This is a genomic window from Bacillus sp. 17RED48 (assembly GCF_019837545.1).
GTDB classification, from domain to species: Bacteria; Bacillota; Bacilli; order Bacillales; family Bacillaceae_G; genus Bacillus_A; species Bacillus_A wiedmannii.
In genome coordinates, this window is the sequence record NZ_JADAXG010000004.1 from 100,183 (window position 1) to 112,889 (window position 12,707).

Below are 12,707 nucleotides of genomic sequence, written 5' to 3' on the forward strand. Positions count from 1 at the left end.
TTCTTCTTGAATCAATTAATAGCGTTCTTCTTTCCAAAAGTCAGTATACGTTTTATTATTAAATTTCACATTCAACTTAGAAAAGGATAGGCTCTCTCCAACTTTCAATGAGTACCAGTCGTTGAATAGTGGAGATCCGAAGCAAATATTCATTGTACGGTTATGCAAATCAAATAAGACAGAATGCAAAGTTCCAAACCATTCTTCATAATTATGTACTGTCAGCCCAGTAGGATACTCTTTTTCTACTAATCCTTTTAAAGACTTCATGCTCACTAGTTCATTTTGATTTAAATATTCATACAATGTGTGATATCTGTTTGTAGATTGTTCTAATCTTCTATTATTCAATTTTTGAATAGGTAAACTAATCGCATGGTTTGTTGATACGATAAAATCATGGCTTTCCTCATCAATTGTGGTTATTGATTTAAAACCGTCAAATATTTCAATACGCGCTGCGTCTAAAGGATCTGCTACAATTAGATTAATATTACTTGCAATTGGCATTTCATCAACTAGTGATATCGCCTCCCGCACATTTTTACATTTCTCCAATAATACTCGAATTACCGCAAAACATTGTAAACCATTTAACACCGGCTCTCGTAAGCCTTCAATACTCCCTACTGGTTGACCACATGCTGAAAATGTAACAGCTAACCCATGCTCATTAACACCTTCAGTTCGACCAAAATAAAAAGTAGAAAATCCACTATGGGCATACGCGCCTTCAACATGTGTAGAGCAAAAACGCATATCATCTATTTTTGGTGACAAATCATAATTTCTTAATACATATGTGTGCTTTGAATCTGTCTTTTTAGGTAATACGACACAATGACTACATCCTGCTTTTAATAGTGTTTGATAATAATACATCATATTTCTAGCAGGAATTTTCAACACTTCACAAAAACCTTCAATTTCATCATTAATTCCAGGACAATATTGATGTAATATATTTCTAGATTCTGTCCAATAATTATCTGATACTAAATGTTCTTGTTGTATAAATTGTGGAATGAGATACGGATGACTTTTCACAAACTCTCCTTGTTGCCTTCCAATATCATAATGACTTCCTTTTAATGATGAAAAGTACCCCTTTACTTCATACATCATATTTCCCCCTCGTATTGATTATATCTATATCATACTAAAAGGACTTTATTCATTCTTGATGTTTTTTACTGTCTTTCAAATCAAATTTGGCTGGAATAAAGAAAACAATTATAAAATAAAAACTAGGAAACTGTAATCATTAACAGTCTCCTAGTTTACCTATACTATATTATCCCTTCCTCCACCAACGTTTCTGCAATTTGAACCGAGTTCCAAGCGGCCCCTTTTAATAAATTATCGGAAACAATCCAAAGATGGAATCCTTTTGGTGTATCAGGGTCTTTTCTAATTCTCCCGACAAATGTATCTATTTTCCCTTCTGCATATACTGGCATTGGGTACAGCTGTTCACTAGGATTATCTTGCAGTCTAACACCTGGTGCATCCAGCAACACTTCTCTTATTTCTGCAACAGTCGCTTCTTTTTCAAGTTCAATATAAACCGATTCTGAATGCCCTGAAACAACTGGAACACGCACACAAGTAGCTGCCATTTTTAAATTGAGATCTTCTAAAATTTTCTTCGTTTCTTGAATCATTTTTACTTCTTCAAATGTAAAATCATTATCTGTAAATATATCTACTTGAGGCAGTACATTAAACGCAATTGGATAATGCTTTTTATCTTTTTTCACAGGTAATATCGTACCCTTAACCTCTTCACCTGCAAGCATTGACTTAGTCTGTTCTTTTAATTCCTGAATCGCATGAATTCCTGAACCTGATACAGCTTGGTATGTGGAAACAATAATTCGTTCCAATCCGAATGCTTTTCGAATTGGCTGAAGTGCCGTCACCATCTGTAATGCTGAACAATTCGGAACTGCAATGATCCCTTTATGCTTCTTTAAAGTGTGCGCATTTACTTCTGGAACAACGAGCGGTACATCATGTACCATTCGGTATTCACTCGTGTTGTCAATTACGATAGCACCACTAGAGACTGCGTGATTGACAAATTGTCTAGAAACTTCTCCTCCAGCGCTAAAAAAGGCAATATCTACACCTTCAAAGCTAGTTGTTTTTGCCTCTTTTATTATTATCTCCCGTCCTTTAAATCGCACTACTTTACCAGCGGATCGTTTTGACGAAAGCAATGTAACTTCAACTATATTAAATTGAGTTTCTTTCTCTAACAGTTCAATAATTTTCTGTCCGACTGCACCTGTAGCCCCGACTACAGCTACATGATAGCCCTTTTTGATCATCTTTTCTCCTCCAATATCACTTAAATGAATATTTCTACAATTTCATTTTATAAAGAATTTAACCATTTGGAAAATTGAAATACGTGATATAATCATTCACAAATCATGATAATAAAAGAGGGATTGCTTATGGAAATGAGACACGTTAAAACATTTTGTGCGATTGTTAAATATGGTGGTTTTTCTAAAGCTGCTCATGCGTTAGGTTATGCGCAATCTACTGTAACAGCGCATATGAAAGCATTAGAAAACGATTTACATCTCCCTCTTTTCGATCGATTAGGGAAAAAAGTACTTCTTACAAAAGCAGGTCATCAATTTCATCCTTATGCTCTAGAATTACTAGCTATTTATGAAAAAGCGCAAGAAATCCCTCAAAATAGTGATGATTTAGAGGGAACATTAACGATTACATCTAACGAATCATTAGCAGTGTACCGATTACCACAATTATTACGTATGTACAAACAGGAGAATCCGAAAGTAAATATCGTACTGGAAACAACTACAAACGAACAAGCAATGAATAAGCTACGTGAAGGAGAATCAGATGTTATTTTCATAATTGGAGAAAGTATGGAACATAATGATTTTATTACGCGTACTTTTTGTAATGAAGCATTTGGATGGATTTTACCTCCACATTACTCTACACACTCTAATCCATTTTGTTTACTAAATGATACTCAATTTATCTTTACAGAACAAAGCTGCGGCTATAGACCAATGGTAGATCGATTTTTACGTCAAAGCGGAAATATTCCAGCTAAAACATTTGAAACTTCCAACGTTGAAGTCATTAAACAATCTGTAATGTGTGAGTTAGGAATTTCAATTCTTCCTTACATCGTTGTACAAGAAAATTGTCAAAAAGAACAACTCTGTTTTCAGCCTATCGAAACTCCAGCAGTTATTCAAAGCTATGTAATCTATCATAAATCTAGATGGATTTCACCCGTTTTACAATCATTTCTTTCCTTACTAGAACAAGACTAAAAGCTGCACACAAAAAAGAGTAACTGCCTAATAAGCACTTACTCTCTTCCAATATTATCTTATTTATTAGTCTGTCCCCCACCTGCAATTAATTTACTGCCTGAATATGTACCTTTTTGCATAAACAATTGATTAATTAACTCTTTTTGTTCCGCTTCTGACATTACACCTTTTCCTTCGCCTAAATTCCCGCTTTGTAATTTCCAAATCTTGTTGTGATCCGCGTCCATCTTTTCATATTTCCCTTGTTTCCATCTCTCTAAAATATCTGTATATGTATTTCCTTGTACTAGATCATTACTCTTTACAATATCAAGTAAACTTTCAATTCGTTCTTGTGTGATAAAAATATAGCCCCACTTTTGATCAGCTTTCGTTTTTTGATGTGCCATTTCATGTAATGCTGTCTGTATGTTCTCATCTGTCCATTTAAAATTTTTATTAAAACCGCTATTTGGTAATGAATGATTGCCATTTTCTAAAAGCTTTGCATCTTCAGCTTTTACTTTACTATCCGCTAGTACTTCTGCTGCCGGAGCAGCTGGTGATGCCTTTTTCGCAGCTGGTTTACTATTATTTAGATAATACAGCATACCATATGTTAAACCTACGCCGATTACCGCCATACCAGCTAAAATACCTATTATTTTAAAAAATGTTTTCATATTGCTTGTTTCCTCCCACATATCCCATTCATATTTTCTATTTCTTGAACCACATGTATATTTCCTTATATTGTATTTCTTTTCTTTATAAATTGAAAGATTATTCCGTCAAAAATCTCGATCTTTTTCAAATGCAGATCCATCTCTAAGCATTTCGTTTTAATTTTATAAAAATATATGCTAGCCTACATATAAAGGAGATGAATAAATATGAGTTTATTGTATATCGGTTTAACTTTTTTAAACTTTGATGATACGTATTTATTACAAAATAACCTTCATTCTTATTCACATGAAGATATTGATTTTAGTCATTTAGAGCACGCAAACCTGTATTGCGAGACTCCTTCTTTAAAGCGTATAAAACGGGAGTTATATCGTAGAAAGCAAAGAGGAATCACCTTTATCGGTTCTGGAAATTATCATTATGTATCTGATTTGCTACTAAAAGAAATAGATGAACCATTTAGCCTTATTTTATTTGATCATCACACTGATATGAACTTAAAAGAAGAAAATGAACATACTCTTATTTCTTGCGGGTCATAGGTATCATTCGCTCTTCAAAATAATTCGAAATTAAAGAAAGTAATTATTATTGGACCTTCTTCTTTAACCATTCATTCTAATGATTATTCATGCGTAGAAGTGTTCCCAATAGATACAGCTAATGAAATATCTGCACATACAATACTTTCGCATATTCATACAAAGACTGTATATGTAAGCATTGATAAAGATGTTTTAGATGCAAAAGTAACTATTACAAATTGGGATCAAGGACATATGAAACTTTCTACACTATTAAAATGTTTACATTCTCTTATTAGGAATAAAAATGTCTATGGTATCGACATTTGTGGTGAACTACCGGTTTATCCTTCTGAGCTCTTTCTAGCTAAATATGCAAATGCTATTAAGAAAAATGAAAAAGCAAACTTACAAATTATAAAATCAATATATAATACATAAAAAACAACGAGTACCTTATTAGGCACTCGTTGTTTTTATGCACGATATTCTTTTAACCACTTCGTAATCGCATCTAACCTCGAAACATCAAAACGTGTCTCTTCACACACATTTAAACTGTTTACACTTTTCACAATTTCTAATTCATTCGATTTTACACTTTTCGCATCAATCATTTTGCAGTACCCGTCTGTAACAGCATTTAAATTTTCATAATAACGTTGAAACGATTTTGATATATGTAAATGCTTTTCAAAGTTTCTTCTTCTTTTTGTCTCGTCAGATTCTTTCCTTTTTCTAAGTTCTTCATCATTCGTATATAAATAAAAATATTGATTGGGAAAACCAATTTCCCTATGTATTAGCTTTTCTTTATAAAAGTTTTCTATTAAAGATAACGGCTGATTAAATATATCAAAATGGAAACACCAATTATAACTAAGTGGTTGATAAATGTCGCCATCAAGTATTACTAATTCATATTGCTCTGATTTCTGCACTGCTATTTTCCAGCGCTCTACTTGTTTTTCAAAATACCATGTTCTATGTTCGTTTTTTGGTCTTTCAAATAAAACATTCACTTCAGGTATAATGTACGCACCATAATTTTTTTCTAATTCACGACACGTGCTACTCTTACCAACCGCACTCGCTCCCTCAAACGCTATAATCCCCATAGTTTCTCCCACTTTCATTAACTTAAATCTCTTTGCTTCGCATTTTTCCCCCATAACTGTCTCCATAAAACAATGGAAGCGATAGAAAGCATGATTGTTGTAATGATACTCCCCTCAATACCGAACGAGCCCCCATGAAGGACTTCCGATCCTTTTGTTACAGGTTTAAAAAGTGGTGTAGAATACATTGCCATTCCACTTACTGCAAATCCGAATACGTTATATTGTGCCCAATTCCAAATGGAATGCCATGCGCATATCCCCCAAAGACTACTATCTTTCAAAACGTAAAAAGCTGCAAATACACCAACTAATATTATATTCGATATTGAAAGAATTGTAATACCTGGATTTAGTAAATGAAGAAAACCAAATAAAAAAGAAGTCACAACAATCCCAATCCATATACGACTTCTAACAGATAGGACCGGAAATAACCAACCTCGAACAACAATTTCTTCTGTTGCACCTTGTATTAAAAAAGCAACTAAAGATCCCACAATTCCAATTATAGCGGTTGGCGTAATTTGTTGCATTTGTAGTTGTACAATTCCTGTTAATAAAAGTATCATTACTGGTATTGAAATGAAAACAAACCCTAATAATGCACCTCTCAAATATTTTCTTATCCACTGATTTCTCCAAAACCCAATGGATGAAATTGATCTTTTCTCTACAAATCTAACCCATAAAAAAACAAAAAATACAGCTCCGCCAAACGTCAATATCATCTCAATGTCACTATAAATCGCCTTCATTAAAAGTGTTTCTGCTTTCGGTAAAAACAACATAAATAACATGAACAATTCACCTAAAGTTAAAAATACAATTGCAAGTATAACAGCGAATACTGGATGAATTTTTCTTCTTCCTTCTTTGGCTGCTTCAATTATTTTAAATTGAATAAATTGCAATATTCTCGCCTCCTTAACAAATATATTAATACTATATATTGTTTCTCTAATGCAAACTTTCAATAAAAATGTTCTCCGTTTAGCATAAACCAAAATTAGGAATAATATATAAATAAAAGAGATGTCTTTGTGTCTTTTCCCATTATCTCCATCCTATTGCACACTGGTATTACCAGCACTTGCTATTTCCCACCATTTGTTGTAAGATAGTAATTAAGGTCAATTTAACACCATATTTCCTTTGCATATTATCAAGTATCAATCAGGATTATTTTATACTCCTTATGGGTGTTTGATAATATGTGAACTTTTATTTTTCATTCAAATAAGGCCGATCATATTGTAATCTTTTTAAATTTTAGGAGGCACTACCATGACATTAACAGGTAAAGTAAAATGGTTTAACAGCGAAAAAGGTTTCGGTTTCATCGAAGTTGCAGACGGTAACGACGTATTCGTTCACTTCTCAGCTATCACTGGCGACGGCTTCAAATCTCTTGACGAAGGTCAAGAAGTTAGCTTCGAAGTTGAAGACGGTAACCGTGGACCTCAAGCTAAAAACGTTGTAAAGCTATAATTCAAACAATAAAAAGGTTGTTACCAGCTCGGTTAACAGCCTTTTTAATATATAACTAAAATTTTTTACATAAAAGGAGTGGTTATATGTATCGCAATCGAAAGAATGATGTAGCAGAAGTACCACCAGAACAAACCCCTGTCTGGGAATGTGAATCAGAGGATTGTTTAGGATGGATGAGAAAGAACTTTTCATTTGAAGAAGAGCCTAAATGCCCTTTATGTAAAAGTAGCATGAAAAGCGGAGAACGTTTATTACCTAAAATAGGTTAATTTTTACTTACCCCCTCTTTTATAAGAGGGGTTTTTTATTATAAATTTATATCCTCTATATCCGTTCGAATTATAGAATACAATAGTGCATCATGTTGCTTATTTCCTTGATGAATATATCCACGTAATAACCCTTCCTTATGAAAGCCTATTTTAGATAACATTCTACAAGAAGTAACATTTTCAGGGTATGTAATAGCTCCAATTCTAAATAAGCCTAAATCTCGAAATCCATAATGAATAATTTCTTGAGCCGCTTCTGAGGCATAACCATTTCCCCAATAACGAGGATGTAAGTCATATCCAATTTCAGATCGTTTACTCCATAGTTGTAAATTATTTAATCCAATTGTACCGACTAACGTATTTGTTTTTTTTAATACAATCCCCCATCGTATTGCCTTTTTCTCAAAGTAATTTTTTGAAAAAGATTCAATCATACGCGACGCTTGTCCAAACTCCGTAAAGGAATTCATACCGTAATAACATGTTACTTCATCCAATGAAAAAATTTCATATATTTTTTGACAATAAGATTGTTCTATTTCAACTAAACGTAAACGTTCAGTTTCTAATATAGGAAACGCCATAGAATCATTCCTTTCTTTCTACACATTCATTATAGCAGAAAAAATATTTCAAATTAGGAAAGTCCTTAATGTCCCATTAATCAAATATTTCTAGAGAAGCTTATTCTCTTAATTCAATACGAACTAAAAGTAACCCTTCTTGCTTTTACATGATTAGAAAAAATAAAGAGATGATCATAGTATTTTGACCATCTCTTTATACTCTATTTATATGCAACTAATGCCCAATGACATGGAGCTGTTTGTCTCCAGTTTATACTTGAAAAACCAGTTTCTCTAAGTAGTGTATCTAACTCATTAACAAAAGGATACAATCACATCCCCTCCTATTATCCTGTTCTTACCTTTATTTATAAAAATTAATTGTTTTCTTTTCATCTCCATCACTCCACTCGTAATAACATATCTTATAATTTCGTTTCCACACTCACTTTTCCCTTCTAAAATAACACCCTCCTCCATACATTTATGGTAAAATATAGTTAAAATATATTTTGTTATGGAGGTGTATATTTTCTATGTATATATTCATCAGTTTATCCCTCTTACTCATATTACTCATATTTTTATTTGCAAAAAAGTTCGCTCCAAACTCATTCATGATGACTAGTTTTAAAGGCAATAGCTTTAAAACATTTTCAATTGGCATGTTAATCGCCGCCACTCTTTCACTTTCCTATGGTATCTACCACGCAGCAACATATCAACCTAAACATTTAGATATCACGTTACAAAATCAAAACTTTACTGTTTTCGGTAATGTTGGGGAGCTTGGGTATTTCTCAGAAGAATTACTAAAAAAAGATACAGAAATTGAACTATATTTTGCCTCATGGGAACCAATGCAATTAAATAATCCAGAAATAATAGTTAACTATCCTTCAGGTAAGCAAGAATCATGGAAACCGAACATAACATCACTTCCAGCCAATAAATTAAAAGAGAAACATGGCATAAAAGAGCTTTATCAACTCTCATCCTATTCATTTAAAGAATCCGGGAACATAACATTAACGATTACTGAGAATAATACAACTAATAAAAAAATCTCAATTCAAGTGAAATAAATAAAACGTCCCTCCAATATACTGGAGGGACGTTTTATTTATATATGTATTCTATTTTGACAGTTCCTTTAATGTTGCAATTATTTCATTTGCAGTGTTTTTTCCATTTCCAATACACGCACCAATTCCGACACCGTAATATGAGGCTCCAGCTAAGTATACATTAGGATAAAGATCCGTCATTTTTTCTTGTAATATTTGAACAGCTTGATTATGTTCTAAATGATATTTCGGCATTAAATCTTTCCAATTTGTAACTTCAACTACTTCTGGTTTCCCTTTAATTCCTAGGCTCTTTTCAATATCATATAAAGCGACTTGTACCAATTCTTCTTCACTATAATTTTTAATCGTTTCATATACTGGATTTGTACTCTTATAAAACATTCTTACTAATAGCTTTTGTTTTCCCGATGTATGCTTCCACTTCCGGCTTGTCCATGTACACGCATCACAATGTAAATCACTGTTTTCCGTTACGATAAATCCTGTGCCGTCCGCCGGTAATTGTTCATCAAGTATATCAAATCCTAAGTAAATACTTATAAGAGATGAGTTTTTAAATGTATGAAACTGCTCGTTTAACTCATTAGACTGTAATAAAGTTTGTGCGATATCGTGAGGAGCTGCTAATACAACATAATCAGCTTGGATTGATTCATGATTTGCAAAGGAGATTTCATAGCGATCACCTTGTTTCCTTACAGCAGTCGTTACAGCGCCTTTCTTAACGACTGTCTCAGTCAGCATTTCTTCTAAACGATAAATAATCGTAGATAGTCCACCTTTAAATGATACGAACTTTTTGTTTCCTGCTGATTGAAACTGTTTTTTATTCTCTTCAAAACCTTTAATAATACTTCCATATTTATTTTTATAATCCAGTAAATACGGTAATGTCGATGCCATAGTAAGCTCATTTAATTTACCGGAATATACACCTGAAAGCACCGGAGCAATTTGTTTTTCCACTAACTCTTTCCCTAAAAAGCTTTCTAAAAATACAGCAAGCGAAGTATCTTTTGTAAACTCTTTATTTTTCGTTATGAAATCTTTTAAAGCAACAATTTTCCCTTTCGTTGAAACTAGCGTACTGCTAAACAACGACTCCACACTCATCGGTATCCCAAATATAGTGTCAGATGGAATTGGGTGTAAAGTATTATCAGAATATATGTAAGAAATACCCGTTTCATTATATACCATTTCTTCTTCTAAATTTAAATCTTTTACAAGCGGTAAAACATGTTCATTACGAGCAACGATAGAATCTGCTCCTGATTCCATAATAAAATCTTTTTCTTCTACACTATGGATTTTACCACCTAAGTACTCTTCTTTTTCTACAAGGATTAAATTTAAATCGATATTATTATCCTTTTTTAATTTTTCTAAATAAAACATAGTAGAAAGTCCCGTTATACCTCCACCGATAACAACAACTGTTTTCATATGTGCTGCGCTCCTAACCGATACAATTAATAATTCCTTTATTATTATACCCAAAAGTCCTTATATTCGACTAGCAGCTTGTGCATTCTGTAAGAAATTAGACAATATATTCGAATATATTTCTAGTTGATCGTTGTGCACTAAATGACCAGCAAACGGAATAATAGCAATATGAATATTTTCATTTAATTGTTTGAACATTGTAGCAGCTGTAACTTCATCTTCCGAATCTCCCCCTGCAATACAAAGTGTAGGTACTTGAAGATTAGCTACATCACCAGTTTCATCGAATGGGTACCAATCTTTAACTTGCCACGATTCAAGCAATGCTTTCCAATCACTTTTTTCATGAATTTGATTCATATAAGTTACAACTTCTTCATTTTCCATCAATTGCTGATGGCAATTCGCTTCATACTCCTGAGACTCCTCCCAATTTTCTCCCTTAAGCGGAAAGATACCAGAAAAAGTTAATGTTCTCACTTTATCTGGATATTTTTTTGTGAATAATAAAGCGACTAATCCTCCTAGGGAAACACCAGCTATATGACATCTATCAATTTGTAAATGCACTAACGTATCATGTAAATCCTTTACAGAACGTAGGAAATAATTCTCCAATGTCCCGCCTGATCTTCCATGTCCTCTTAAATCCGGACGAATGACTTGATAATTTTTTTCTCGAAAAAATGCTACCTGCTCATCAAATTCTTCTAAACCTGTCATACCACCAGAATGTAAAAGCACAATTGGTTCCCCTTCGCCTGAAATGTTAGTATGTAAAATCATATATGCCCCTCCTTTGAAACGGAATATTCCATTAACTATCAGTATATAGAATATTCATCTGAATTTCCAAATAAAAAGAACTATAACATTTTCACATCATGTCATAGTTCTTTCTATTTCAAAAACATAAAGTAATTAATCAATTTGTCTATTTCTTGGCTTAATGCCAGTACTTTTTCATGTTGAATTCCATAATCCGATACTAAATATAACAGCTCTTCTTTTTTAATTTCTATTACTTTCTCTAATTTCACTAATTCCATGTCGTTTTATTTCTCTCCAATAATAAAATGTATGTATTTTAGTATAGCCTACTTACATAATTAGTAAAAGTAAAATAAGTATGTAAAATCTTACAAATATCAAAATAATATATTTTCAACAAAGAATTTTTTAATTTAGCCCTTTATACAGATCATTAGACTCCATTACGCATTAATAATAAATCGGAATTTCTCTAATGTTATATCTTTATATTTTGGAGCTCTCTTAATATGATCAAAATAACTATATGAGAATTTAAAGATATGTCCGAAATCCCAATCAAATGTACTATAGTCTTTTAGCCAAAATTCTTTTTCTGTTGGTAATACATGAGCTCGTTTAGATTCGACTAAAGGTAAAAAATCTATCGGTGAGTGTAAAGTTATTTTACTATTTGACGTTAATTTTTGACTAGCACGTAACACGTATACTAGTTTCAACAGCGGACGTATACCTCGTTGGAATATATCTCTATGACCTAAGTCATACATAATATTAATTGCATGAGAAAAAGTAAGTAAATGACCAATTAAATCATGATGTGATTCCGCTCTATAAATAATATTAAATTGCGAGAGCTCGTTTAAAATAAACGTAGATAATTGTTTCGGATTTCTTAATTCACTTTCTATCTCATCTTTTATACTTAATTGTTTTACTTCCTTTGTTGTAAAACCAATCCATGATCTACCAGGAATTGTTTTTCGAAACGATATTATAAGGTTAGTAATCCCTTCAATCTCTTGATTATCGCCCCATTTTTGTAACTCTTTCATAGCTAATAAACTTAATGCAGCATAAATGACATTATGCCCCACCCAATGAAGTTCATCAATTGTATGTTCCAATGATTTTATAATCATTTTTTCAGCACTTTGAAAATCAATTTCCTCTTTATCATCAATGACTTCACCTAAGTTTTGCTTGTTCAGCATCCTTTTTGTTTGGTAATACATATTATGAGTTATCTCTTCATCCATATTGTTGTCTTTCATAAAGAAATAACTAGCAATTGCAGCTGCTCCAAAATGCGCATGCCAAATATTATTTGTCTGTCTTTTACATTGAGAAATAATTGAAAGGCCACTTTTTAAAACGATTTTATTTTCCATCTATTTTTCCCCCGTAATAAAAATCAT

14 protein-coding genes and 1 pseudogene are annotated in these 12,707 nt (G+C 32.5%); 5 read left to right on the forward strand and 10 right to left on the reverse strand.

All coding sequences use genetic code 11. From position 1 onward, the window contains the following. Nucleotides 1-15: 15 nt before the first annotated feature. Nucleotides 16-1,122: a C45 family autoproteolytic acyltransferase/hydrolase gene (locus ILT06_RS17595; RefSeq protein ID WP_088046633.1), complete on the reverse strand. Its 1,107-nt coding sequence runs from the start codon at nucleotides 1,120-1,122 to the stop codon at nucleotides 16-18. A 167-nt stretch (nucleotides 1,123-1,289) separates the two neighbouring features. Then, a complete protein-coding gene (locus tag ILT06_RS17600) occupies nucleotides 1,290-2,333 on the reverse strand; it encodes an aspartate-semialdehyde dehydrogenase (protein ID WP_064474121.1) in 1,044 nt (347 codons plus the stop codon). 105 nt (nucleotides 2,334-2,438) lie between these two features. On the opposite strand from ILT06_RS17600, the gene ILT06_RS17605 reads away from it, so the two are divergent. Beyond that, a complete protein-coding gene (locus tag ILT06_RS17605; RefSeq protein WP_098102520.1) occupies nucleotides 2,439-3,329 on the forward strand; it encodes a LysR family transcriptional regulator in 891 nt (296 codons plus the stop codon). 59 nt (nucleotides 3,330-3,388) lie between these two features. Here ILT06_RS17605 and ILT06_RS17610 read toward each other — a convergent pair whose 3' ends face one another. After that, nucleotides 3,389-3,994, reverse strand: coding sequence for a PRK06770 family protein (locus ILT06_RS17610; RefSeq protein ID WP_149173313.1), 606 nt, complete (start codon nucleotides 3,992-3,994; stop codon nucleotides 3,389-3,391). Nucleotides 3,995-4,204: 210 nt separating this feature from the next. Here ILT06_RS17610 and ILT06_RS17615 point away from each other — a divergent pair. Then, a pseudogene (locus ILT06_RS17615) lies at nucleotides 4,205-4,966 on the forward strand (arginase family protein). 35 nt (nucleotides 4,967-5,001) lie between these two features. Here the strand turns inward: ILT06_RS17615 and ILT06_RS17620 are convergent. Together ILT06_RS17620 and ILT06_RS17625 are read right to left on the reverse strand one after the other, a co-directional pair. Next, the gene (locus tag ILT06_RS17620; protein WP_098112037.1) at nucleotides 5,002-5,643 is read right to left on the reverse strand and encodes an AAA family ATPase; all 642 of its coding nucleotides are present in this window, start codon (nucleotides 5,641-5,643) and stop codon (nucleotides 5,002-5,004) included. A gap of 17 nt (nucleotides 5,644-5,660) precedes the next feature. After that, nucleotides 5,661-6,557 carry a CPBP family intramembrane glutamic endopeptidase gene (locus ILT06_RS17625; RefSeq protein WP_064474118.1) on the reverse strand — a complete coding sequence of 299 codons (897 nt, stop codon included), beginning with the start codon at nucleotides 6,555-6,557 and terminating at the stop codon, nucleotides 5,661-5,663. A 373-nt stretch (nucleotides 6,558-6,930) separates the two neighbouring features. Between ILT06_RS17625 and cspD the strand changes: the two genes are divergently transcribed. Further along, entirely contained in the window at nucleotides 6,931-7,134 is a 204-nt protein-coding gene (cspD, locus tag ILT06_RS17630; RefSeq protein WP_000176365.1) for a cold-shock protein CspD, read from the forward strand. 86 nt (nucleotides 7,135-7,220) lie between these two features. Beyond that, complete coding sequence (locus ILT06_RS17635) at nucleotides 7,221-7,406, forward strand: cold-shock protein (RefSeq protein WP_000286202.1); 186 nt, start codon at nucleotides 7,221-7,223, stop codon at nucleotides 7,404-7,406. A 38-nt stretch (nucleotides 7,407-7,444) separates the two neighbouring features. On the opposite strand, the gene ILT06_RS17640 is transcribed toward ILT06_RS17635, so the two are convergent. Continuing rightward, nucleotides 7,445-7,996 carry a GNAT family N-acetyltransferase gene (locus tag ILT06_RS17640; protein WP_064474117.1) on the reverse strand — a complete coding sequence of 184 codons (552 nt, stop codon included), beginning with the start codon at nucleotides 7,994-7,996 and terminating at the stop codon, nucleotides 7,445-7,447. A gap of 518 nt (nucleotides 7,997-8,514) precedes the next feature. Between ILT06_RS17640 and ILT06_RS17645 the strand changes: the two genes are divergently transcribed. After that, the gene (locus ILT06_RS17645; RefSeq protein ID WP_064474116.1) at nucleotides 8,515-9,063 is read left to right on the forward strand and encodes a hypothetical protein; all 549 of its coding nucleotides are present in this window, start codon (nucleotides 8,515-8,517) and stop codon (nucleotides 9,061-9,063) included. A 51-nt stretch (nucleotides 9,064-9,114) separates the two neighbouring features. Here the strand turns inward: ILT06_RS17645 and ILT06_RS17650 are convergent, their stop codons facing one another. The 4 genes from ILT06_RS17650 to ILT06_RS17665 form a co-directional block, all read right to left on the reverse strand. Beyond that, a complete protein-coding gene (locus ILT06_RS17650) occupies nucleotides 9,115-10,515 on the reverse strand; it encodes a protoporphyrinogen oxidase (protein WP_064474115.1) in 1,401 nt (466 codons plus the stop codon). Between the two features lie 60 nt (nucleotides 10,516-10,575). Continuing rightward, nucleotides 10,576-11,304 (reverse strand): alpha/beta fold hydrolase, encoded by a 729-nt coding sequence (locus ILT06_RS17655; RefSeq protein ID WP_222655333.1) that lies wholly within the window; start codon nucleotides 11,302-11,304, stop codon nucleotides 10,576-10,578. A gap of 113 nt (nucleotides 11,305-11,417) precedes the next feature. Beyond that, complete coding sequence (locus ILT06_RS17660) at nucleotides 11,418-11,567, reverse strand: aspartyl-phosphate phosphatase Spo0E family protein (protein WP_000424361.1); 150 nt, start codon at nucleotides 11,565-11,567, stop codon at nucleotides 11,418-11,420. A 165-nt stretch (nucleotides 11,568-11,732) separates the two neighbouring features. After that, nucleotides 11,733-12,680 carry a hypothetical protein gene (locus tag ILT06_RS17665; protein WP_064474113.1) on the reverse strand — a complete coding sequence of 316 codons (948 nt, stop codon included), beginning with the start codon at nucleotides 12,678-12,680 and terminating at the stop codon, nucleotides 11,733-11,735. Between the last annotated feature and the right edge of the window lie 27 nt (nucleotides 12,681-12,707).

Excerpts from the sequence above, each read along its gene's own strand:
- ILT06_RS17595 (WP_088046633.1), bottom strand. The coding sequence starts at position 1,122 with ATGTATGAAGTAAAGGGGTACTTTTCATCATTAAAAGGAAGTCATTAT.
- ILT06_RS17600 (WP_064474121.1), bottom strand. The coding sequence starts at position 2,333 with ATGATCAAAAAGGGCTATCATGTAGCTGTAGTCGGGGCTACAGGTGCA.
- ILT06_RS17605 (WP_098102520.1), top strand. The coding sequence starts at position 2,439 with ATGATAATAAAAGAGGGATTGCTTATGGAAATGAGACACGTTAAAACA.
- ILT06_RS17610 (WP_149173313.1), bottom strand. The coding sequence starts at position 3,994 with ATGAAAACATTTTTTAAAATAATAGGTATTTTAGCTGGTATGGCGGTA.
- ILT06_RS17620 (WP_098112037.1), bottom strand. The coding sequence starts at position 5,643 with ATGGGGATTATAGCGTTTGAGGGAGCGAGTGCGGTTGGTAAGAGTAGC.
- cspD (WP_000176365.1), top strand. The coding sequence starts at position 6,931 with ATGACATTAACAGGTAAAGTAAAATGGTTTAACAGCGAAAAAGGTTTC.
- ILT06_RS17635 (WP_000286202.1), top strand. The coding sequence starts at position 7,221 with ATGTATCGCAATCGAAAGAATGATGTAGCAGAAGTACCACCAGAACAA.
- ILT06_RS17640 (WP_064474117.1), bottom strand. The coding sequence starts at position 7,996 with ATGGCGTTTCCTATATTAGAAACTGAACGTTTACGTTTAGTTGAAATA.
- ILT06_RS17645 (WP_064474116.1), top strand. The coding sequence starts at position 8,515 with ATGTATATATTCATCAGTTTATCCCTCTTACTCATATTACTCATATTT.
- ILT06_RS17650 (WP_064474115.1), bottom strand. The coding sequence starts at position 10,515 with ATGAAAACAGTTGTTGTTATCGGTGGAGGTATAACGGGACTTTCTACT.
- ILT06_RS17655 (WP_222655333.1), bottom strand. The coding sequence starts at position 11,304 with ATGATTTTACATACTAACATTTCAGGCGAAGGGGAACCAATTGTGCTT.
- ILT06_RS17660 (WP_000424361.1), bottom strand. The coding sequence starts at position 11,567 with ATGGAATTAGTGAAATTAGAGAAAGTAATAGAAATTAAAAAAGAAGAG.
- ILT06_RS17665 (WP_064474113.1), bottom strand. The coding sequence starts at position 12,680 with ATGGAAAATAAAATCGTTTTAAAAAGTGGCCTTTCAATTATTTCTCAA.